This window comes from Rhodococcus zopfii NBRC 100606 = JCM 9919 (genome assembly GCF_001895025.1).
In the GTDB taxonomy this organism is placed as follows: domain Bacteria; phylum Actinomycetota; class Actinomycetes; order Mycobacteriales; family Mycobacteriaceae; genus Rhodococcus; species Rhodococcus zopfii.
The window spans coordinates 203,826-225,364 of record NZ_BCXI01000007.1; the positions used below are offsets into that span (position 1 = coordinate 203,826).

Here is a 21,539-nt window from a genome sequence, read left to right on the forward strand (position 1 = left end):
GCCTACCCGTGGCACCGCGCAAACCCGTCGACCCCGCCGAACTCCGAGACGTCCTGCTGCGGGTCGCGCCCTGGCTGTGCGGCGACGTCGACGACCGGCCGGCCCGGGCGGATCTCGCCGCGGCGGTCCGGCTCAGCGCGCGCACCCTCGAACAGGTGGCGCCGGGCGCGAGCGTCGAGGTCCGGGTACCGCCGTTCGTCGCGGTGCAGTGCATCGAGGGGCTGCGGCACACCCGCGGAACACCCCCGAACGTCGTCGAAACCGAGCCCCGCACGTGGCTGCTGCTCGCGACGGGCCTGCTGGAATACGACGACGCGGTCGCGTCGGGGAAGCTCGATGCGTCCGGCAGCCGGGCCGCGGAGATCGCGCGTTGGCTGCCGCTGATGCGGGTCGTGTGACGAGTCCCCGATAGGGGTTGCCGGAACCGGCTCGTAGAATGGGTGTGCCCCGCCCTTGTCCAGCCCCAGGGAGCACCCCGGTGACCAGTGCCGATCTGTCGGTTCACACTCGTAATCTTCTCGCCTCCGACGAACCCGAAAACGACCCTCGGGAGGAGTGCGGCGTCTTCGGAGTCTGGGCTCCCGGCGAGGACGTGGCGAAGCTCACGTATTACGGCCTCTACGCGCTGCAGCACCGCGGCCAGGAAGCGGCCGGCATCGCCGTCACGGATGGCTCGCAGGTGCTCGTGTTCAAGGATCTCGGCCTGGTGAGCCAGGTGTTCGACGAGCAGACGCTCGCCGCGATGCCCGGTCACATCGCGGTCGGTCACTGCCGCTACTCGACGACCGGGTCGACCACCTGGGAGAACGCGCAGCCGATCTTCCGGAGCACCGCTGCCGGTACCGGCGTCGCGCTCGGCCACAACGGCAACCTCGTCAACACCGCGGAACTCGCCGCACGGGGCCGTGAACTGGGCATCATCGACCCGGCCCGGCCCGGTGCCGCGACCTCGGATTCCGACATCATCGGCGCGCTGCTCGCGCACGCCGTCGCCGACGGCACTCTCGAGCAGGCCGCGATGAAGTTGTTCCCCAAGCTGCGCGGCGCATTCTGCCTGACGTTCATGGACGAGCACACCCTGTACGCGGCGCGCGACCCGTGGGGCATCCGGCCGCTGTGCCTGGGCCGCCTCGACCGAGGGTGGGTCGTCGCCAGCGAGACCGCGGCCCTCGATATCGTCGGCGCGTCCTTCGTTCGCGACATCGAGCCCGGTGAGCTGCTCGCGATCGACGCCGACGGCGTCCGATCGTCGCGGTTCGCGAATCCGGAGCCCAAGGGCTGCGTCTTCGAGTACGTCTACCTCGCCCGCCCCGACTCCACGATCGCCGGGCGGTCGGTGCATGCGACCCGCGTCGAGATCGGCCGTCGCCTCGCGAAGGAACACCCGATCGACGCGGACCTGGTGATCCCGGTGCCCGAGTCGGGGACGCCCGCCGCGGTCGGCTACGCGCAGGGCTCCGGTCTGCCCTACGGGCAGGGCCTGATGAAGAACGCCTACGTGGGCCGCACCTTCATCCAGCCCAGTCAGACGATCCGTCAGCTCGGTATCCGGCTCAAGCTCAACCCGCTGCGCGAGGTGATCCGCGGCAAGCGTCTGGTGGTCGTCGACGACTCGATCGTGCGTGGTAACACCCAGCGTGCCCTGATCCGGATGCTGCGCGAGGCCGGGGCTCTCGAGATCCACGTGCGGATCGCGTCCCCGCCGGTCAAGTGGCCGTGCTTCTACGGCATCGACTTCGCCTCCCCGGCGGAGCTGATCGCCAACGGCAGCGGCACCCGTGACGACGCCACGCACGGTTCCGAGCACGACTTCGACGAGATGGTCGAGATGGTGCGCCGCTCGATCGGTGCCGACTCCCTCGGCTACATCTCCATCGACGGCATGATCGGCGCGACCGAGCAGCCGGCGTCGCGGCTGTGCGCGGCCTGCTTCGACGGCCACTACCCGATCGGGCTGCCGAAGGATCAGGTCGTCGGCAAGGACGTCCTCGAGGGCGTCGTCGACGTCGACTCGACGACCCCGACTGTCCTGGACAACGACAACGCGGACGCGTTGAGTCGTCCCTGACGACCGGACTTTTCTCTCCTCGCGCGCCGACGGTCCCGGCCGGTCCGGTACCGTAGGTGCGCGGCCGGCTGCTTTCGGCGTACACACGCGCGTCCGGATGACGGTGCCGGCACACCTGTTCACCACAACTCGAGGCTGGAGCCGACAACCCATGACCGAGGACACAACCCCCGGAGCTTCCTACGCAGCGGCGGGCGTGGACATCGAGGCAGGCGACCGAGCCGTCGAACTGTTCGCGCCGCTCGCGAAGAAGGCGACCCGACCGGAGGTGCTCGGCGGCCTCGGTGGATTCGCGGGACTGTTCGCGCTCAAGGGTGAGTACAAGGAGCCGCTGCTCGCCGCCTCCACCGACGGCGTCGGCACGAAGCTCGCGATCGCGCAGGCGCTCGACAAGCACGACACCGTCGGTCTCGACCTCGTCGCGATGGTCGTCGACGACCTGGTCGTGTGCGGCGCGGAGCCGCTCTTCCTCCAGGACTACATCGCCGTGGGCCGGGTCGTTCCCGAGCGGGTCGCGGAGATCGTCGGCGGCATCGCGGAAGGCTGCATCCAGGCCGGTTGCGCGCTCCTCGGCGGCGAGACGGCCGAGCACCCCGGTGTGATGGCGGACGGTGACTACGACCTGTCCGCGACCGGTGTCGGCGTCGTCGAGGCCGACAAGCTGCTCGGACCCGACCGGGTCCGCCCCGGCGACGTGGTCATCGCCATGGGCGCCTCGGGCCTGCATTCGAACGGCTACTCGCTCGCCCGCAAGGTGCTGCTCGAGATCGGCAAGATGAGCCTGACGGCGCATGTCGACGAGTTCAGCCGCACCCTCGGTGAGGAGCTGCTCGAGCCGACCCGCATCTACGCCAAGGACTGTCTGGCGCTCGCCGCCGAGACCGAGGTCCGCACGTTCTGCCACGTCACCGGCGGTGGCCTGGCCGCGAATCTTGCGCGCGTCATGCCGAAGGGCCTCGTCGCCGAGCTGGATCGCACGACGTGGAGCCCCGCGCCGGTGTTCGGTCTGATCGCTCAGCGCGGTCGCGTCGAGCGTGCCGAGATGGAGAAGACGTTCAACATGGGCGTCGGCATGGTCGCGATCGTGGCGCCCGAGGACGTCGACCGGGCCCTGGCCGTGCTCACCGCACGCCACATCGACTGCTGGACGCTCGGCACGGTCCGCAAGGCGCAGGACCAGGACGACACCCGGGCCGTGCTGCTCGGCGACCACCCGCGGTTCTAGTTCGATCCGGATCACGCACGAAGCACTGTGCCCGGGCCACCTCGGTGGCCCGGGCACAGTGCTTCGTGCTGGGGTGCGTGCTGAGATCCCGGGGCCGGGGGAGCATCCGCGCGTCGGGGCGCGGAATCCCGGAGAACGCACCCCTGCAGGGTGCGTTCTGCGCCAGTAAGGGGAGCCGGTGTTGCCGGCTCCCCCAATCCGCGCGTGGGATTACTCTGGGTCAGCGACGCCAGTCGTCGTCCGAGTCGTCGTCCCAACCGGAGCGTTGGTCTGCGAAGACTTCGTCCCGGTGCGAGATGGGTTCACCACCAGACAACTCTCGCTGGAGGCTCTCGAAGTCGGTGGACGGCGAGCTGTACTTGAGTTGCCGTGCAACCTTGGTCTGCTTTGCCTTAGCCCGGCCGCGGCCCATGGCTAACCCCCTCGCGCTTTGACGGGGCGGCCTGGGGAATTTGGCGGCCCCGGTGATGTGAGTATTTTCCTGCGGTCCACTCTAGCGTGGAAAACTTCGTTCCGCCTCCACACACCCTTCCGGGACCGTGTCCGTTGCGTCTCATCCGGGCACGACCTGGGCCGATGGTGGGTGCTCGTCGAAGAATGGCGGCTCAGAACACTCCCGGGATCGCGCGAACCGTGCCGACCCGCATGCCTCCGCCGAGCACCGGTGGCGATGCGAGGGTCGCGAGTTCCTCCGACCAGCCGCCGCCGAGCCGGTGCAGCAGCGCCGCGGTCAGCGGCAACCGGGCACGTTCGTGACCGTCATCGATCTTGAACGCGAACGCGGTGCCGTCCGGCAGGGCGCCGGCGTGGATGCCGTCGGCCCCGGCCTTGCACATCAAGCCCGGTACCGCGGTCATCAGCCGGACGTCGTCCTTGCCGGTCCCGGAGATCAGGAACGGGTGGGCGCGCAGCGCGTCGGCGACCGCCCGCTCCGGGGTATCGGGAGCGGCGGTGACGAGCCGCGCGTACGCGGTCGCCAGATTGAACAACGGCAGCGGCACGATGGGCAGACCGCAGCCGTCGATACCGAGCTCGGTGTCCTCGACATCGCCTGCCAGGTCCAGGACGGTGTCGACGACGGCCTCTTGCAGCGGATGTGCCGGGTCGAGGTAGCTGCGCGGATCCCAGTCGCTCGCGGCGCACGCGGCCAGCATCGCGGCGTGCTTGCCGGAGCAGTTCATGTACACCGTCCGCGGCGGCCGCCCGGACGCAAGGACCTCGGCGCGGGCCAGTTCGTTGCCCGGCAGATCCGGCGGGCACTGCAGATCGGTCTCGTCGAAGCCGTACTCGTCGAGCAGGTCCTCGACGAGCTCGACGTGCTCGGATTCGCCCTCGTGCGACGCGGTTGCGATGGCCAGCTCGGCCGTGGTGCGCGGGACGAAGCCCTGCCGCAGCAGCGCCGTCGCCTGCAACGGTTTGTTCGACGACCGCGGATAGATCGGCGTGTGGACCTCACCGAGCGAGATCAGCACCTCGCCGTGCGGGTCGAGAACGATCAGGGAGCCGCGGTGCACGCATTCGCGGAACCCGGACCGCACGACCTCCACCAGTTCGACGCTCACGTGACCCCCTGCACCTGTCGGGCGATCCGGTTACGAGCCTTCTCGATGATCCGGGGCGACAGGTCGTCCTGCTGCTCGAGCATCACCGCGAGCCGCTCCGGGTCGCGCCCGGTGAACATATCCCGCACGGTGACCCCGTGCTCGGGAACCGACACCACTTCGATCGTGTCGCCCGCGGCGACCGGGCCCTCGGTGACGACCTTCAGATATGCGCCGGTGTCGCCGCGCCGGGTGAACCGCGCGACCCAGCGGGGCTCGGCCGCCCACACCCCGAACGTGGCGCACGGGGTGCGCGGTCCGGTCACCTCGAGCAGCAGACCGCCGGTGCCGACCCGCCACCGTTCGCCGATCACCGCGTCGCTCGTCGGGATCCCGCTCGACCGCAGGTTCTCGCCGAACCAGCCGACGGGCAGGTCGCGGCCGAGTTCGGACGCCCAGCGCTGCGCCTCGTCCTCGTCGTAGGCGTACACGGCCTTGAACCGGCCCCCGTGGTGCTCGGTGTCGCACTGCCGGTCGCCGGTGAGTCCGAGTGTGCCCACGTGCACCGGCTCGGCCACCGGACGCTTGTCGATACCGGTGACCGGGACGCGGCGCGTGCCGCTGTCCCGGATCGAGTGCACCACGCAGACCGCGTCTACCCGGCCGAGCCGGATATCTGCTGCGTTCACCGCCCGCGCAGCCGTTCGACGGCCAGACGGCCCGCCTGGACGCCGGTGTCGTCCGGAACCGAGTCGGCGTCGATCGCCGCGGCGCAGGGACCGGCGACCAAGGCCGTTCCGGCAGGAACGGTGCGTTTGACCAGGGCGAGCGCGATGGGGCCGAGTTCGTGGTGGTCGACGACGGTGCCCAGGCGGCCTACGGTCCGGCCGTCCGCGGTCACCGGATCGCCGGGTTCGGGACGGCCGTCGGCGGAACCGTCGAGGTGCAGCAGCACCAGGTGTCGTGGCGGCTTGCCGAGGTTCTCCACCCGAGCGACCGTCTCCTGGCCGCGATAGCAGCCCTTGTCGAGATGCACGGCACCGAACCGGTCGGGGGCGCCGACCCAGCGTGCCTCGTGCGGGATGGTGCGCTCGTCGGTGTCGAGCCCGATGCGCGGGCGCACGGCCTCGACGCGCAGGGCCTCGAACGCCCACGTGCCGGCGGCGCGGGCACCGGCGGCGGTGAGCGCCCCGAACACTTCGACGAGCCGTTCCCGAGGCACCAGCAGGTCGTACGAGTGGTCGGTCGGCCACGGCATGCGCCGTACGAAACCGCCCCCGGGGAGCGCGACCGCGGCGTACGGCCGATCCGGCAGCGCCTCGAGGTCGAGGGCGGCGAGGACGCGCGGGTCGCCGGACTGCGGTCCGAGCAGGCTCAGCACCGCCAGTTCGTTTCCGTCGCGCGGTTCGGCCTTGGCCCAGAAGACCATCTTGGTGAGGAACGCGAGCAGATCCGGACCGCGCCCGGGTTCGGTGTCGATCCAGGTGACGCCGTCCAGGTCGGTCTGTACGAAGTGGTGTTCGATGCGGCCGTTGGCGTCCAGACTCAGGTTCTCGGCCGAGGTGCCGTCGGGCAGCGCCGCGACATGCTGGCTCGAGATCGTGTGCAGCCACGAGAGTCGTTCCTCCCCGGAGATCGCGATGACGAACCGCGTCGACCGGTCGATCACCGCGACACCGAGCGTGGCGGCGCGTTGTTCACCGAGAGGATCGCCGTGATGCCAGGGAAGTCCCGCGTCGGGTGTGCCGGGGGGCGCGGCGACAGCGTCGGGGAGCGCGAGGAGTGGGCTTTCGGTCACGATCGGAAACTCGGCCACGACACCAGTCTATGGGGAACCGGGTCGTGCACCACCAATGGATAGGCTGGGCCTCATGGCTGATCGGGTGCTGGTGACGCTGGACGGCGAGGTGCGGGACGCGGATGCGCCGCTGCTCCATGCCGACGATTTCGGGGTGTTGCGCGGGGACGGCGTCTTCGAGACGTTGCTGGTGCGGGAGGGGCGGGCACGGACCGTCGAGCTGCACCTGGCCCGCATGGCCGCGTCCGCGGAGGCCGCGGGCCTGCCCGAACCGGATCGCGACGAGTGGCGGCTGGCGATCGAGCTGGCCGTCGAACAATGGGGCAAGGACCGCGAGGGTGCGCTGCGGCTGGTGTACACGCGGGGTCGCGAGACCGGTGGTGATCCGACCGCGTTCCTGTTGGTGACCCCGGTCGCGGAGCGTGTCGGCGCGGCGCGACGCGACGGCGTGTCGGTGGTGAGCCTCGAGCGTGGATTTTCGGTGGATCTGGCGTCGAAGGCGCCGTGGCAGCTTCTCGGCGCGAAGACGCTGTCGTATGCGACGAACATGGCCGCGTTGCGACACGCGGAGTCGCTCGGCGCCGACGACGTGATCTTCGTCAGCAGCGAGGGGTGCGTACTCGAGGGCCCGCGTTCGACAGTTGTGATCGCGCGGGGCCGGACATTGCTGACACCGCCTCCGGCGCAGGGGATTCTGCCCGGCACCACGCAGCAGGCGCTGTTCGAGGTCGCGGATCAGCACGACTTCACGGCCCGGTACGAGACGTTGCGCCCGGCCGATCTCGTCGTCGCGGACGGAGTGTGGCTGGTGTCGAGTGTTGCGCTCGCGGTGCGGGTGCACACTCTCGACGGGCATCCGCTCGATCGGAGGGCCTTGGTCGGCGAGGTCGAGGAGCTGGTCGATCTGGCGGTCGACACGGTCGACTAGGTGCAGAGGCCTGCGCAGACCCGCGGGGTGAGCTGGCAGTCGCGCGGCACCGACTGTGTTTGTGAACACCGCGTTCGTATCTGCACCCCATTTGCTACTACATTCGGTAGTAACACCGGATTCGGCCTCGTGCACGTTGCGCGGTCGATACGTTGTGCACAGAATTCGGGTGCGCGCCCACAGCCCGGATTCGGCGACTGTTCCTGGGCGTCACCACGGAGTTGCCATGGATGTGTTGGACCTGTCCCGGTGGCAGTTCGGCATTACTACCGTCTATCACTTCATCCTCGTCCCGCTGACCATCGGCCTGGCGCCGATGATCGCGATCATGCAGACGATGTGGGTGGTCACGAAGAAGGACCACTGGTATCGGCTGACGAAGTTCTTCGGGAAGCTGTTCCTGATCAACTTCGCGCTCGGTGTCGCCACCGGCATCGTGCAGGAATTCCAGTTCGGCATGAACTGGAGCGAGTACTCCCGATTCGTCGGTGACGTCTTCGGTGCGCCGCTGGCCCTCGAGGGCCTCGTCGCATTCTTCCTCGAATCCACGTTCCTCGGCCTGTGGATCTTCGGATGGAGCCGGTTGCCGAAACTGCTTCACCTCGCGACGATCTGGCTGGTCGCGATCGGTGTGAACGCGTCGGCGTTCTTCATCATCGCCGCGAACTCGTTCATGCAGCACCCCGTCGGCGCGATCTACAACCCGGACACCGGGCGCGCCGAGCTCACCAGCATCTGGACCCTGCTGACCAACAACACCGCCCTGGCCGCGTTCCCGCACACCGTCGCCGGTGCCTTCCTCACCGCGGGTACCTTCGTCGCCGGCATCGGTGGCTGGTGGATGGTTCGCAACATGCGGCGTGCGAAGCAGGCGACGGATGTCGCCGAGGCCGAGCGCCTCGAAGGCGAAGCTCGCACCATGTTCCGGCCCGGCACCCGTCTGGGCCTGCTCGTGATGATGATCGCCGGGGTTGCGGTGATCTTCACCGGCGATGTCCAGGCCAAGCTCATGTTCCAGCAGCAGCCGATGAAGATGGCCTCCGCGGAATCGTTGTGCGACACCCAGGTCGACCCGAACTTCTCGATCCTGACCATCGGCACGCACAACGACTGCGAGGGCGTGACTCACCTCATCGAGGTCCCCTTCGTCCTGCCGTACCTCGCCGAGGGCCAGTTCACCGGCGTCGAACTCCAGGGTGTGCAGGATCTGCAGCTTCAGTACGAGGAGCAGTTCGGCCCCGGAAACTACCGGCCCAACCTGTTCGTGACGTACTGGTCGTTCCGCGCCATGATCGGCCTCGGCGTGGGCTCGCTGGCCCTGGCGCTGGCCGGACTGTGGGTCACCCGCGGCGGCCGCCTGCCCGACCAGAAGTGGTTCGGATGGCTCAGTATCGCCGCGATCCCGACCCCGTTCCTGGCCAACAGCGCCGGCTGGATCTTCACCGAGATGGGCCGCCAGCCCTGGGTCGTCCACCCCAACCCGACCGGCGTCGACATGATCCGGCTGACCGTCGACCAGGGCGTCTCCGACCACGCGCCCGCCACGGTGATCGCCTCCCTGGTCGCCTTCACCCTCGTGTACGCCGCGCTCGGCGTGGTGTGGTTCTGGCTGATCCGTCGTTACACGATCGAAGGACCGTTGCCGCACGACGTGCATCCGCCCGGGCACGACGAGCCCGACGACGGCCGGCCCAAACAACTGTCCTTCGCGTACTAGGAGAGCACGATCATGGGACTTCAAGAACTCTGGTTCGTTCTCATCGCGGTGCTGTTCACCGGGTACTTCGTGCTCGAGGGCTTCGACTTCGGTGTCGGCATGCTCATGCCGGTGCTCGGGCGAGGCAAGGACGCAGTCGCCGACACCCGGCGTCGGGTGCTGCTCAACACGATCGGGCCGGTGTGGGACGGCAACGAGGTGTGGTTGCTCACCGCCGGCGGCGCGTTGTTCGCGGCGTTCCCCGAGTGGTACGCGACGCTGTTCTCCGGGTTCTACCTGCCGCTGCTGCTGATCCTGCTCGCCCTCATCGTCCGGGTCTGCGCGATCGAGTACCGCGGCAAGATCGACGACCCGACGTGGCGCCGCCGCTGGGACCTCGGGATCATGGTCGGTTCCTGGGTGCCCGCCGTCCTGTGGGGTGTGGCGTTCGCCAACATCGTCCGCGGCGTCGCGATCGACGAGGACAAGCAGTACGTCGGTGGGTTCTTCGCACTGCTCAACCCGTACGCCCTGCTCGGCGGGGCCACCACGGCACTCGTGTTCGCGTTGCACGGCGCGGTGTTCCTCGCGCTCAAGACCGGTGACGAGGTCCGCGCCGACGCGGTGAAACTCGCCCATCGCCTGTCGATCCCGACGGTCGTCGTCGCGGGCGTGTTCGTGCTGTGGACACAGCTGGCCTACGGCAAGGGCTGGACGGCGATCCTCGTCGCAGTCGCTGCGGTCGCGCTCGTCGCGGTCGTCGCGCTGACCCGGCTCGAACGGGAGGGCTGGGCGTTTGTGTTCACCACCGTGGCGATCGCCGCGACGATCGTGCTCCTGTTCGGATCGCTCTTCCCGAACGTCATGCCGTCGACGCTGAACGACGCATGGTCGTTGACGATCGAGAACGCGTCGTCGAGCCCGTACACCCTGAAGGTCATGACATGGGCCGCCGCGATCGTGACCCCCGTGGTCCTGATCTACCAGGGATGGACGTACTGGGTCTTCCGCCAGCGCATCTCGACCCACCACATCCCGAACTCGATCGGGCTGACGGTCGGAGCGGAGCGGTCGTGACCGTTCCCGACGTCACCCCCGCGCGCTTGCTCGATTCCACGGAATCCGGCGGGGCGCGGGGGCGCCGTCGCCCGATCGATCCGCGGCTGTGGCGGTACTCGGCGTCCGTGCGCGGATATCTCGTCCTGTCCGTCGTTGCCGCGCTGGTCGATGTCGCGGCGATCGTGGTGTCCGCGTTGATGATCGGCCGGATCCTGGCCGGGGTCATCACCACCGACGCCCGCGCTCTCGGGGACTGGCGCACCGACCTGGTCGTGCTCGCCGCGGCGATCACGGTGCGCGTCACCACGTCCTGGGTACGCAGCCGCTACGCGCACCGTTCCGCGAGCCGCGTCGTCGCCGAGCTCGAACACGAGGTGCTCGCGGCGGCCGCGGCGGCGCCGCCCCGCGACCTGGACCCGCGCCGCGACGAGATCGCCACGGTGCTCACCCGCGGACTCGGCGGCCTGACCGAATACCTCACCGGCTACGTGCCGGCACTACTGCTCGCGGTCGTGTCCACCCCGATCGTGCTCGTCGCCATCGCGACCCAGGACCTCACCTCGGCGATCATCGTCGCCGTGACACTGCCGCTGATCCCGGTGTTCATGATCCTCATCGGCCTGCTCACCAAGGGCCGTGCCGACCGCACCCTGCGCACGATGACCACCCTGTCCGCGCAACTGTTGGACCTGCTCGCGGGCCTGCCGACCCTGCGCGCACTCGGGCGCGAGAAGGGACCTGCGGGCCGCGTACGCGAACTCGGGGACGACCATCGCCGCGCCACCATGTCGGCGCTGCGGGTCGCGTTCCTGTCCGGGTCGGTGCTCGAGTTCCTCGCGACCCTGTCGGTGGCGCTCGTGGCCGTCGGCATCGGCCTGCGTCTTGTCGTCGGCGGGATGCCCCTCGAGGCCGGGGTCGTCGCGTTGATCCTCGCACCCGAGGCGTATCTGCCGCTGCGTACCGTCGGCGCCAAATTCCACGCAGCCGAGGATGGAATGGCTGCGGCGGAAAGGGCTTTCGCGATCCTCGACACCGCACATCCGGCCACGGCGGCGCAGGCGGACGCCGGCACGATCGACGCCCGCGGCCGCGATCTGGTGCTCGACGGCGTGTCCGTCGCCGGTCGCGACGGCTTCGCCCCGCACGACCTCGACGCGGTGTGCCGTCCCGGCGCGATCACCGTGCTGACCGGCGCGAACGGCGCCGGCAAGTCCACCGCGCTGCTCGCGATCCTCGGCCTCGCCGAACCCTCGACCGGGCGCGTCCTCATCGGCACCGACGGGGTGCGCGGCACCGACGCCTGGTGGTCGCAGGTCGCGTGGCTGCCACAGCGGCCGGTCCTGCTGCCCGGGACCCTCGCCGACAATCTCGCGCTCACCGGAGTGGACGCCGCCGCACCGGATCTTGTAAGTACTTGCTCCGCAACAGGTTTCGACGAGGTGCTGGACGAACTCCCGCACGGATGGAGCACGGAGGTCGGGGCCGGTGGAACCGGCCTGTCGCTCGGCCAGCGGCAGCGTCTCGCGTTGACCCGCACCCTCGCGTCCCCCCGCCCGGTGCTGCTGCTCGACGAACCGACCGCGCACCTCGACACCGCGACCGAAGCGACCGTCCTGGCCGCACTGCGCGAACGCGCGGACCGCGGAGCGACCGTCGTGATCGTCGCGCACCGGCCCACCCTGCTGGCCGCCGCCGATACCGTCGTCGAGGTGACCGCACGATGACCGAACAACGCCGAGGTCCTCGCGCCGGAGGCGATCGGCTCGGAGTTTCGGAGCGAATGTACCGTTCGTCTCCTTCAACCGAGGGAACGATACATTCGCTCAGAAAAAGGGGGGGTGGCCCACGCGCCCGGCGCACGAGCGATCTGCGCCGCGCCATGACCCTGCTCGAACTCGAACCCCGCCGCGTTCTCGTCGCCGTCGCAGCCGGAGTCGCGACCCTCGGTGCCGCGCTGCTGCTGTCGGGGCTCTCGGCCTGGCTCATCATCCGCGCCTGGCAGATGCCCCCGGTCCTCGACCTCACGGTCGCGGTCGTGGCCGTGCGCGCCCTCGGCATTTCGCGAGGCCTGTTCCGATACTGCGAACGCCTGGCCACCCACGACGTCGGGCTGCGCGGCACCACCGCCGCCCGCGCCGGGCTCTACCGGCGGCTCGCCGGGGGCGACCCCGCCGCATCCGCCGGCCTACGTCGCGGTGACCTGCTCGCCCGCACCGGGGCCGACGTCGACGCGCTCGGCGACGTGGTGGTGCGCGCACTCGTGCCCATCGCCGTCGCGATCGTGCTGTCCGCCGCCGCCGTCGTCGCGCTCGCCCTGATCTCCCCTCCCACAGCGGCGATCCTCGCGGTCGCGCTGCTGGTCGCGGGGGTGCTTGCCCCGTGGCTGTCCGCGCGAGCCGCCGCCCGCGCGGAGGCCGACGGGGCGGACGCCCGCGCCCGGTTCGCGCAGGACGCCGTCACCGTCCTCGACCACGCCGCCGAACTGAGGGTCGCGGGCCGGCTCGACGCCACGGTCGGCCGGGCCGACGCGGAGAACGACACGGTGATCGCCGCGACCGATCGGGCCGCGGCGCCCGCCGCGTTCGCCGAGGCCGCGACACCGCTCGCGGTCGGTGCCGCCGTGCTCGGATCACTGCTCGTCGGCATCACCGCCTTCGCGTCCGATCCGACGATGAGCCCGATGTCGCTGGGCATTCTCGTGCTGCTGCCGCTCGCCGCATTCGAAGCGGCCGGGGCGTTGCCCGCCGCGGCGCTGACACTGACCCGCGCCCGGATCGCGGCCGGTCGGATCACCGACCTGCTCGACCGTGCCGACCGGCCCGTCCCGCACGGAGCAACTCCGGTCGACGGTCCCGGACACCTGCGCGCCACCGGGCTGCGCAGCGGATGGCCGGGCGGTCGCGCGTCGTCCGCCCTCGACCTGGACCTGCCACCCGGCGCGCGCGTCGCGATCGTGGGGGCCAGCGGCAGCGGCAAGACCAGCACGGTCATGACTCTCGCCGGTCTGCTGCCCGCGGCCGCGGGGACCGTGACCCTCGACGGCGTTGCGCTCGACGAGCTCGACCGGACCCAACTGCCGCGTCACGTCGGGTTCTTCGCCGAGGACGCCCACATCTTCGAGACGTCGGTGCTCGAGAACCTGCGCGTGGCGCGCGGCGACGTCGACGAGACCGACGCGACGGCCGCGCTCGACGCCGTGGGGCTGGGGGAGTGGGTGTCCGGTCTGCCGGAAGGGCTCGACACGACCCTCGCGGGCGGTGCCCGCGCGCTGTCGGGTGGTCAGCGCCGACGGCTCCTGCTGGCCCGGGCACTGCTGTCACCGGCGCAGGTGCTGCTGCTCGACGAACCGACCGAGCATCTCGATGCCGACGACGGCGCGCACCTGCAGCGTCTGCTGCTGGATCGGGACGCCGGGCTGGTCGCCGCGGACCGCACGGTCGTCGTCGTCACCCATCAGCTGCCCGCCGGCACGGCCGCGGATCGGGTCGTCGAGGTCGCCGAGAATAATCCGTTGCCGGCCCGCTGAGCCCGGCGTACCTTCGTCCGTACGCGAGGAAGGAGGTGGTCTGGACAATGAGTGAAAGTCGGACACGTGAGGTGGCTGCCGGCTAGCCGCTGTCGCCGACGACGGTATTCACCGACCGCGCGCGCGGCTGGCGAATCCCAGGTAGTCACCCGGCCCCCGAGTCCCCGGTCAGTCCGGCCGGGACCCGTGAGGGAGTGGATGCGTCCGCCCTCGCCGGTACGGCTCGGGGGCCGCTCTCCGTCTACGGACGGGCGGGCTTACGGCAGGTGAGCCCACGGCGTTCAGCCGGATATGACCGGCGTTCAGCCGATATGACGCGTCAGCCGATATGACGCGACAGTCGCGCCGACAGGTGCGGCTTCAGATCGCCGTCCGCGGTGACGCGTTCCTCGACGTACGCGAGATCGCCGCCTTCGATGATGCCGTAGAGGCGCTTGGCGCCGCCGACGACCTCACCGGACTGACTGCGGATCACCACGTCCGTCGCGATCTCCCACGACGACTGGGTCAGGGCCGTTCCGTAGTAGAGCTCGACGACACCGGAACTGTGGCTGATCAGCAGCTCGAGTGTTTCGGGATCCTCGCTGCCGACGACGTCCTGGCCGGCGACCCGCCAGAAGCCGCTCTCGCGACGATCCGGAGCGGTGTACTCGCCGTCCTCGTCGAGCCTCCAGGACCGCGACTCCCACACGAGATAGTCGCCGCCGTCGTGCGAAACGACGATCTGCTGGCCGAAGTGATAATCGCCGGTCTTGGGATCGTTACCCTCACCCTCGCCGCGCCACACACCGACCATGGGCAGCAGCGCGAGCAACGCGGGATGCAGATCCGGCCCGAGCCGCAGGTTGGCGGTGTCGTCGGGCAGGGGCAACCCCGGCAGGACCGGAACGTTCCGGTCCGCGGTCGCCTTGGCGCGCTCGACGGCGTCGGCGACGGCCTTGTCCCCGCTGCCGCGAACGACACCGGGGTTGTCACCGGGTTCGGTCGTCACGACTCGTCGGTGACCAGACGGTAGATGGTGTACAGCGTGAACCACGTGATGAGCAGCGCTGCAAGGACGAGCAGGACCTCGAAGAAAATGACCACGGGCACATCTTAGACCGCACCCGCGGGCGGCGAAAATCGGCGGTCGGCATCAGCGCGCGCGGCCGACGAGTGCGGCGAATATGGTTCTTCCGATCCGGCAGCTCCGGCCGGACATCACATATTTCGGAGGTCGCGTGCGCCCGTTTCGCACTTCAGTTCTCGCCGCAGCGGCGCTCGCTGCTCTGTCCGTGTTCGCGCCGGGTGCTGCGGCGGCGCCGGGCAGCGGATCGAGCCTGCCCGGCTCGGGGCCGGTCGTCCATCCCGACAACGGGGCGCTCGACTGCCCGGACCTGCTGATCGTCGCAGTTTCGGGGGCCACCGATTCGAGTGCGGACCGGAATCCTGTCGAGGAGGAAACTCGCCGGTTGTGGTCGAACTGGGTCGGCAACGTGACCGTCCCCGCGGGCGAGGCCAACAGCGGAGATCCCGGTTCGGTGGGATGGATGTACGTGCCCTATCCGTCCACCTACGGCCTCGGCCTGTTCCGGGACGTGCCCACCTACCAGGACTCGGTGGCGGCGGGGGTCGCCTCGACGAACCGCATCCTCGACGAACAGAAGACCCGCTGCGGGGACCGCACGCGATTCGTGCTCGTCGGCTACAGCGTCGGCGGGGAAGTCGTCGAGCGCGTCACCCGGGAACTCGGGCACCGTCCGGCCGATGCCCACGTCAGCCCCGACGACATCGCCGGTGTCGTCCTCATCGGCGATCCCTACCGGCCCGCCGGGGTCGATTCGCTCGGTGCCCCCGGCCCGTCCGGTGGCGGCTTCATGTCGTCCGAACCCGCTGACTACGGTGCCCTCGCCGACCGCGTCCAGCACGCCTGCCGTCCCTACGACATCGCGTGTGACGCCCCCGAGGACATCGCGATCCTGGAACTGGCGCTCGGTGTCCTCGGCCAGATGCGATTCACCCTGGCGAACCCCCTCCAGACGATCACCGACGCCGAGCGGGTGATTTCCATCATGGCGGCGCGCGCGGCCGCGCACATCGTCTCCGACGACGACTGGTGGCAGTCCGACGAATCGCTGCTCGACGTCCTGCGCGCGGTCGCGGACAAGACACGTCCGGTGCCCGACGAGGACCTCGGTCCCGACCGGCTCCGGGAGATCCTCGACTGGGCTGTGGGCCCTGGGATGACCGGCGGTCCCGGAACACCCGTCGTGCTGGAGAAACTGCGCGCCGAGGGTGCCGGTTTCGTCGAGGACAACAGCGGCGTGGTCGAACTCGTGCTGAAGCCGTACATCTTCCTCGCGTTCATTCAGCACATCGCGTACTGGAACAACAATCCGCACGATCCGTGGTACTGGGAGAGCGAGAAGATCGTCGACTGGATCAGCGCGCTCGCGCGTGCCGAGCGTGACGGCGCTCCCGCCGGGAAGTGATCCCGACACGCCGGAGGCCCTGTTCCGTTGCGGGACAGGGCCTCCGGGCGTTGCCGTCACTTGGCGACGATCACGTCGTCACTCGGCGACGATCACGTCGTCACTTGGCGACGATCACGTCGATGTTGTGCACGCCGGCAGCACTCGGGCTGACGGTCGAGTCGCCGTTGCCGACGCTCGAGAGCGCACGGACCTTCCAGTCGCCGGGAGCGGCGAAGAAGCGGAAGTCGCCGGTCGCGGACGCGACGACCTCGGCGGTGAACTCATCGGTGCTGTCGAGCAGGCGCACGAAGGCGCCGCCGACAGGCCGGCCGTCGGCATCGAGGACCCGGCCGGTGATGACCGTTTCCTTCTCGACGTCGACGCCCGCAGGCAGGCTCTGGCTCTGAACGGGTGCTCCGCACATGTTTCTTATGCTCCCAACTCGATCGGTGCGCCGACCAGCGAGCCGTACTCGACCCAGCTGCCGTCGTAGTTCTTGACGTTCTGCTTACCGAGGATCTCCTGCAGCACGAACCAGGTGTGGCTCGAGCGTTCGCCGATGCGGCAGTAGGCGATGGTCTCCTGGGAGTCGTCGAAACCCTTGTCCGCGTACAGCTTTGCGAGGTCCTCGTCGGACTTGAAGGTGCCGTCCTCGTTGGCGGTGGTGCTCCACGGGATGTTGATGGCGCCGGGGACGTGGCCGCGCTGCTGCGCCTGCTCCTGCGGCAGGTGCGCCGGCGCGAGGATCTTGCCGGAGTACTCGTCGGGGGAACGCACGTCGACCAGGTTGGCCTTGCCGATCGCAGCGATCACGTCGTCGCGGAATGCGCGGATCGAGGTATCCGGCGTGGAGGCCTTGTACTCGGTGGCCGGGCGGGTGACGGTGTCCTTGGACAGCTCCCGGCCGTCGAGCTCCCACTTCTTGCGGCCGCCGTCGATCAGTTTGACGTCCTGGTGGCCGTACAGCTTGAAGTACCAATAGGCGTAGGCCGCGAACCAGTTGTTGTTGCCGCCGTACAGAACCACGGTGTCGTCGTTGGCGACGCCCTTGGCGGACAGCAGCTCCGAGAACTGCTCCTGGTTCAGGAAGTCGCGGCGGACGCCGTCCTGCAGGTCCTTGCGCCAGTCGAGCTTGATCGCGCCGGGGATGTGGCCACCGTCGTAGGCGGCGGTGTCCTCGTCGACCTCGACGAAGACGGTCTTCGGCGCATCGAGGTTCTGCTCGGCCCAGTCTGCAGAGACCAGGACGTCGGAGCGAGCCATGGATTTTCCTTTCGATGGTGACACTGAGGAAGTCGGTTGGGGAACAGTGGAAGAACGTTCAGAAGGACGCGGGGCGCAGACGCGCCACCAGCGGGTAGATCCGGCAGCCGAGGCACAGGCCGAATGCCGCGTTGAGCAGCGCGGCGAACAGCGCGAACCCGGCGGCGACGGACCCGAGCACGGCGGCACCCGCGAGGAATCCGACGGTGCCCACGGCGGCGAACACGAAGCCGACGAGCTGTGCGAAACGCAGCGGCGGCACGGGTTCGGTTTCGGTCGGCGCACCGACACGCGGTGCCACCAGCCTCGCGAAGAGGCGACCGTACGGGCTGCGGCGCGGCCCGAACACCGCACCGAGTGCGAACACCAGGGTCTGCACGGCGAGCAGGACACCCGCTGCCGGGGTGGAGAACGTCGCGACGATCAGCACGGCGACGAGGACGGCGGTGGTGACCCACGCGGCGAAGCGGGGACCGCGGACGTCGACCTGGTCGACGGTGCCGGAAGAGGAAACTGAAACGGACATCAGGGGTGCTCCTGCGGGAATCGAGGACGCGCACACGGCGTATCGAGGTGCCCGAAGCGATCGGCTGACCGCGGGGCGATCACATCGTTGTGTCTGAAGCGACGTACCGGAGGGTGGTGGACGTCTGAGACGAGATGATCAGCAGGAACAACAACAGCCACCGAGGCGGCACAGGTCGACTGCGCGGCGTCGGGTGAGCATCAGCTCTTGGCGGGAATGCACGTCACGGAGTGTAGCGAAGTTCTCAGGAAAGAAAATCCCCAGGGGCGCGCAGGGGCTCGAGCGCCGATGTCAGGTCCGCCGCGTTCGGAACCCCGGAAACACGGAACCGCTCCGTGCCGTTCGCGTCGAACAGGAACGTCGTCGGCAGTGAAAGCACCCCGAGTTTCCTTGCCAGTTCCGGGTTTTCGTCGAGATCGACCTCGACGTCCCGGGGGATCGGCAGGTCGTCGCGCGCGGCGGCGAAGTTGTCGATCACCTGCGTGACCACGCGGCGGACCGCGGCGCACGGGCCGCACCACGGAGCGGAGAAGTGCAGCACCGTCGGCTCCGGGCCGACACCGATACCGAGTGCGGACAGCAGCGGGTCGACGCCGGCGGCCTCCGGTTCGGCGGCGACCGCGCGCACTGCGCCGGACCGGGACCGCAGCACCGTGCCCACCACCAGGGCGGCGACGAGAACGACGAGGAGAACGATGATTCCGGTCACAGTCGCTGCACCCCGTCCAGATCGATGACGGTGTCGTGGGCCTCGCCCTCGATGACGATCTGGGAGCCGCGCGCCTCCACCGCCGTCGGATACACACCGAACGGCAGATCCTGCGGTTCGATCGTGGTGGTGAACAGACCCAGCACGATCGGCTTCAGCGGGTCGGGCACCGTGTAGTCGGCGTCGCCCTCGGGGCCGAAGTACAGATCGGACGCGACGATGCGGACGCGGTCGCCATCGAGCAGCAGATCGGCCTGGACGCTCACCTGGGCGGTGACCGGACCGACCGGGACCGTGCCGGTGAGCACCACTCCGCCGGCGGTCGTCGGGCCGGAACCTCCCGAGCCGCCCGTGCCGTCTGATTTGCTGGCCGGTGGTGCGGAAATCTGCAGGTCGGGGATGTTATAGAGCCGTCCCAGTTCGGTCGCGTCGATGCGGACACGCCCGTAGAGCAGGTCCACCGGCACCGACCGGATCGAGCCGTCGAGCAGTTCCGAGGCCTGGGCGTGCGCACCGATCAGGTTCGCCTCGATGGTGATGTCGCCGAGCATGTCGCTGTGGACGCCTTGAGCGCGGATCTCGACGTTCTCGTAGTGGCCGTTGCGGGCCTGCAGCAGGAACGGGAAGCCGTGGATGGTCACCGCGGGATCAGAGGTCAGGGCACCGCCCTCGCGCAGGGTTCGCGAGACCCGGTACTCGGACCACGCGGCAGCGCCGAAATCGACGAGCAGGGCGAGGCCGAGGAGGACGATGAGTCCGAGGATCAGTTTCCGCACGCCCACCATTGTGACCGACGCGGCGACGTGCACCGTTCGTGTGCTTACACGGTGGTAACAAAAGGGGCGTTAATCTGTAGCGCGTCGTTCATAAGTGAAAGAACGCCCTCGTGACACCAAGAATGGAGGCCCGGTGGAACTGCTCCTGCTGACCTCCGACCCCAACCCGGACGCGGTGTTGCCGTCCCTGGCGCTGCTGGCGCATTCCGTCCGGCCCGCGCCGACCGAAGTGTCGTCCTTGCTGGAGGCGGGCTCGGCGGACATCGCGATCGTCGACGCCCGCACCGACCTGGCCGCGGCGCGAGGACTGTGCCGGCTGCTCGGCAGCACCGGATCGGCGGTTCCCGTCGTCGCCGTGCTCACCGAAGGTGGGCTCGTCGCGGTCAACCCGGAATGGGGTCTCGACGACATCCTGCTCACCACCACGGGCCCCGCCGAACTCGATGCGCGGCTGCGGCTGCTCCTCGGTCGTTCCGGTGGCGCGGTCGCGCCCGAGAACACCGGCAAGATCACTCTCGGCGAGCTGACCATCGACGAGGGCACCTACACCGCGCGGCTGCGCGGTCGCCCGCTCGACCTGACCTACAAGGAATTCGAACTCCTCAAGTACCTCGCGCAGCACGCGGGCCGGGTGTTCACCCGGGCCCAGTTGCTGCAGGAGGTATGGGGTTACGACTTCTTCGGCGGTACCCGCACCGTCGACGTCCACGTCCGGCGCCTGCGCGCCAAGCTCGGACCCGAGTACGAGTCGCTGATCGGCACCGTCCGCAACGTCGGATACAAAGCGGTCCGGCCCACCGCCAAGTCCGGCAAGGGCGGGGTCGCCACCGTCGAATTCGACGACCCCGAAACTGAGTTCGCCGACTAACCTCGACGGGATGGAATTCGACACTCGTCCCACACCCGACGTCGCCGCCGCGGTGCGCGCGATCCTCGACCGCGCGACCAGCGCCGACGGCACCGCCCCCGTCTCGGAACAGGGCGTGCACTCGCTCGGCCGCGACGACGACGCCCGCCACCTCGTGGCGCGTGCCGACGGTGAGGTCGCCGGCTGGGCGGTCCTGGTTCCCGGCCACGGCGAGCACAGTGCGATGGCCGAGGTCGTCGTCGATCCCGGACACCGCGGTCGGGGTCTCGGCACGGAACTCGTCGAGGCTGCGCTGTCGGCCGGGGGCGACGACACGCGGGTATGGGCTCACGGCGACCTGCCGGCGGCCCGCGCGGTCGCGTCTCGGCTCGGACTCGCCGGAGTGCGCGAACTGCTGCAGATGCGCCGATCCCTCACCACCCCGGAACTGCCGGGTGCCGATGTTCCGGACGCACTGCTGGTCCGCACGTACCGCGGCCCCGAGGACGACGCGGAACTCTTGCGGGTCAATGCTGCCGCGTTCGCGTGGCATCCGGAACAGGGCCGCTGGACCGAGCCCGACGTCGCCGAACGACGCGCCGAGGCCTGGTTCGACCCGGCGGGATTGTTCCTGGCGTTCGACCGCAAGGACCCCGATCGGCTGCTGGGCTTCCACTGGACGAAGGTGCATGCCGCAACCGACACGGAACCGGCCCTCGGCGAGGTGTATGTGGTGGGCATCGACCCGCAGGCACAGGGCCGCGGCCTGGGCCGGCTCCTCACGCTGGCGGGCCTGCACCATCTGCGCGACCGTGGCCTGGGTGCGGTGCTGCTGTACGTGGAGGGTGACAACACGGCCGCACTGAACACCTACGGCCGGCTCGGTTTCGACCGGTTCCACGTCGACGTCGCCTATGCGCGGGAGGCCGGCCCCGTGGCCGCGGAACCCGCGTGACCTGCCTCACCCCGTCGGTGAACGGACTGTGACGGATTCAATACAACCATCATGTATTCGGTGTCGGTTCACCTCCCGTTCACCGACGATCCCCTGATCGGCCACTGTCCGCCTCTACGTTCGCTACGGGTCGAGCCACTTCGACCCGGCACCAGGACCGACCGGTGCC

Annotated in this window: 22 protein-coding genes; 11 read left to right on the forward strand and 11 right to left on the reverse strand. The window is 69.4% G+C overall.

The genetic code is table 11. The features are described 5' to 3' along the window. The first annotated feature begins 8 nt into the window (after positions 1-8). The 3 genes from RZ1_RS04865 (at position 9) to purM (ending at position 3,293) form a co-directional block, all read left to right on the forward strand. Positions 9-398, forward strand: coding sequence for a sterol carrier family protein (locus tag RZ1_RS04865; protein WP_072809701.1), 390 nt, complete (start codon positions 9-11; stop codon positions 396-398). Between the two features lie 80 nt (positions 399-478). Beyond that, a complete protein-coding gene (purF, locus tag RZ1_RS04870; protein WP_072809703.1) occupies positions 479-2,068 on the forward strand; it encodes an amidophosphoribosyltransferase in 1,590 nt (529 codons plus the stop codon). Positions 2,069-2,219: 151 nt separating this feature from the next. Further along, positions 2,220-3,293: a phosphoribosylformylglycinamidine cyclo-ligase gene (gene purM / locus RZ1_RS04875; RefSeq protein WP_072809704.1), complete on the forward strand. Its 1,074-nt coding sequence runs from the start codon at positions 2,220-2,222 to the stop codon at positions 3,291-3,293. A 220-nt stretch (positions 3,294-3,513) separates the two neighbouring features. On the opposite strand, the gene RZ1_RS04880 is transcribed toward purM, so the two are convergent. The 4 genes from RZ1_RS04880 to ygfZ all read right to left on the reverse strand — a co-directional run bounded on the left by RZ1_RS04880 (position 3,514) and on the right by ygfZ (position 6,650). After that, positions 3,514-3,705 carry a DUF3073 domain-containing protein gene (locus RZ1_RS04880; protein ID WP_068165323.1) on the reverse strand — a complete coding sequence of 64 codons (192 nt, stop codon included), beginning with the start codon at positions 3,703-3,705 and terminating at the stop codon, positions 3,514-3,516. A gap of 193 nt (positions 3,706-3,898) precedes the next feature. Further along, positions 3,899-4,855: an asparaginase gene (locus RZ1_RS04885; RefSeq protein WP_072809706.1), complete on the reverse strand. Its 957-nt coding sequence runs from the start codon at positions 4,853-4,855 to the stop codon at positions 3,899-3,901. Next, positions 4,852-5,523 (reverse strand): MOSC domain-containing protein, encoded by a 672-nt coding sequence (locus tag RZ1_RS04890; RefSeq protein WP_072809707.1) that lies wholly within the window; start codon positions 5,521-5,523, stop codon positions 4,852-4,854. The genes RZ1_RS04885 and RZ1_RS04890 overlap by 4 nt, the downstream gene beginning before the upstream one ends. Continuing rightward, positions 5,520-6,650, reverse strand: coding sequence for a CAF17-like 4Fe-4S cluster assembly/insertion protein YgfZ (ygfZ, locus tag RZ1_RS04895; RefSeq protein WP_072809709.1), 1,131 nt, complete (start codon positions 6,648-6,650; stop codon positions 5,520-5,522). The genes RZ1_RS04890 and ygfZ overlap by 4 nt, the downstream gene beginning before the upstream one ends. Positions 6,651-6,705: 55 nt before the next feature. Between ygfZ and RZ1_RS04900 the strand changes: the two genes are divergently transcribed. The 5 genes from RZ1_RS04900 (at position 6,706) to cydC (ending at position 13,841) form a co-directional block, all read left to right on the forward strand. Further along, on the forward strand, positions 6,706-7,560 hold the full coding sequence (locus RZ1_RS04900; RefSeq protein WP_072809711.1) for an aminodeoxychorismate lyase: 855 nt from the start codon (positions 6,706-6,708) through the stop codon (positions 7,558-7,560). A 226-nt stretch (positions 7,561-7,786) separates the two neighbouring features. Further along, a complete protein-coding gene (locus RZ1_RS04905; protein ID WP_072809713.1) occupies positions 7,787-9,277 on the forward strand; it encodes a cytochrome ubiquinol oxidase subunit I in 1,491 nt (496 codons plus the stop codon). A gap of 12 nt (positions 9,278-9,289) precedes the next feature. Next, positions 9,290-10,333 (forward strand): cytochrome d ubiquinol oxidase subunit II, encoded by a 1,044-nt coding sequence (gene cydB, locus RZ1_RS04910; protein WP_072809715.1) that lies wholly within the window; start codon positions 9,290-9,292, stop codon positions 10,331-10,333. Between the two features lie 26 nt (positions 10,334-10,359). Further along, entirely contained in the window at positions 10,360-12,039 is a 1,680-nt protein-coding gene (gene cydD, locus RZ1_RS04915; protein WP_072809784.1) for a thiol reductant ABC exporter subunit CydD, read from the forward strand. Between the two features lie 155 nt (positions 12,040-12,194). Then, a complete protein-coding gene (gene cydC, locus RZ1_RS04920; protein ID WP_072809716.1) occupies positions 12,195-13,841 on the forward strand; it encodes a thiol reductant ABC exporter subunit CydC in 1,647 nt (548 codons plus the stop codon). A gap of 319 nt (positions 13,842-14,160) precedes the next feature. On the opposite strand, the gene RZ1_RS04925 is transcribed toward cydC, so the two are convergent. Further along, the gene (locus tag RZ1_RS04925) at positions 14,161-14,832 is read right to left on the reverse strand and encodes a heme-binding beta-barrel domain-containing protein (protein WP_072809718.1); all 672 of its coding nucleotides are present in this window, start codon (positions 14,830-14,832) and stop codon (positions 14,161-14,163) included. A gap of 229 nt (positions 14,833-15,061) precedes the next feature. Between RZ1_RS04925 and RZ1_RS04930 the strand changes: the two genes are divergently transcribed. Further along, a complete protein-coding gene (locus RZ1_RS04930; RefSeq protein WP_072809786.1) occupies positions 15,062-16,312 on the forward strand; it encodes a cutinase family protein in 1,251 nt (416 codons plus the stop codon). Positions 16,313-16,412: 100 nt separating this feature from the next. Here RZ1_RS04930 and RZ1_RS04935 read toward each other — a convergent pair whose 3' ends face one another. The 6 genes from RZ1_RS04935 to RZ1_RS04955 form a co-directional block, all read right to left on the reverse strand. Then, a complete protein-coding gene (locus RZ1_RS04935; RefSeq protein ID WP_072809719.1) occupies positions 16,413-16,718 on the reverse strand; it encodes a DUF1416 domain-containing protein in 306 nt (101 codons plus the stop codon). A gap of 5 nt (positions 16,719-16,723) precedes the next feature. Beyond that, positions 16,724-17,557: a sulfurtransferase gene (locus RZ1_RS04940; protein WP_072809721.1), complete on the reverse strand. Its 834-nt coding sequence runs from the start codon at positions 17,555-17,557 to the stop codon at positions 16,724-16,726. Between the two features lie 58 nt (positions 17,558-17,615). Next, entirely contained in the window at positions 17,616-18,083 is a 468-nt protein-coding gene (locus tag RZ1_RS04945; RefSeq protein WP_072809722.1) for a DUF4395 domain-containing protein, read from the reverse strand. A 138-nt stretch (positions 18,084-18,221) separates the two neighbouring features. Next, positions 18,222-18,305, reverse strand: a complete 84-nt coding sequence (locus RZ1_RS31810) for a putative leader peptide (RefSeq protein ID WP_371306501.1) — start codon at positions 18,303-18,305, stop codon at positions 18,222-18,224. Between the two features lie 22 nt (positions 18,306-18,327). Beyond that, positions 18,328-18,792 carry a thioredoxin family protein gene (locus RZ1_RS04950; protein ID WP_072809724.1) on the reverse strand — a complete coding sequence of 155 codons (465 nt, stop codon included), beginning with the start codon at positions 18,790-18,792 and terminating at the stop codon, positions 18,328-18,330. Next, positions 18,789-19,568: an LmeA family phospholipid-binding protein gene (locus RZ1_RS04955; RefSeq protein ID WP_083583530.1), complete on the reverse strand. Its 780-nt coding sequence runs from the start codon at positions 19,566-19,568 to the stop codon at positions 18,789-18,791. Before RZ1_RS04955 ends, RZ1_RS04950 begins: the two co-directional genes overlap by 4 nt. A 133-nt stretch (positions 19,569-19,701) precedes the next feature. Here RZ1_RS04955 and RZ1_RS04960 point away from each other — a divergent pair, with 133 nt between their 5' ends. Both RZ1_RS04960 and mshD read left to right on the forward strand, forming a co-directional pair. Beyond that, positions 19,702-20,436: a winged helix-turn-helix transcriptional regulator gene (locus RZ1_RS04960; protein WP_072809726.1), complete on the forward strand. Its 735-nt coding sequence runs from the start codon at positions 19,702-19,704 to the stop codon at positions 20,434-20,436. 10 nt (positions 20,437-20,446) lie between these two features. Next, positions 20,447-21,370 carry a mycothiol synthase gene (gene mshD, locus RZ1_RS04965; RefSeq protein WP_072809727.1) on the forward strand — a complete coding sequence of 308 codons (924 nt, stop codon included), beginning with the start codon at positions 20,447-20,449 and terminating at the stop codon, positions 21,368-21,370. Positions 21,371-21,539: the final 169 nt, after the last annotated feature.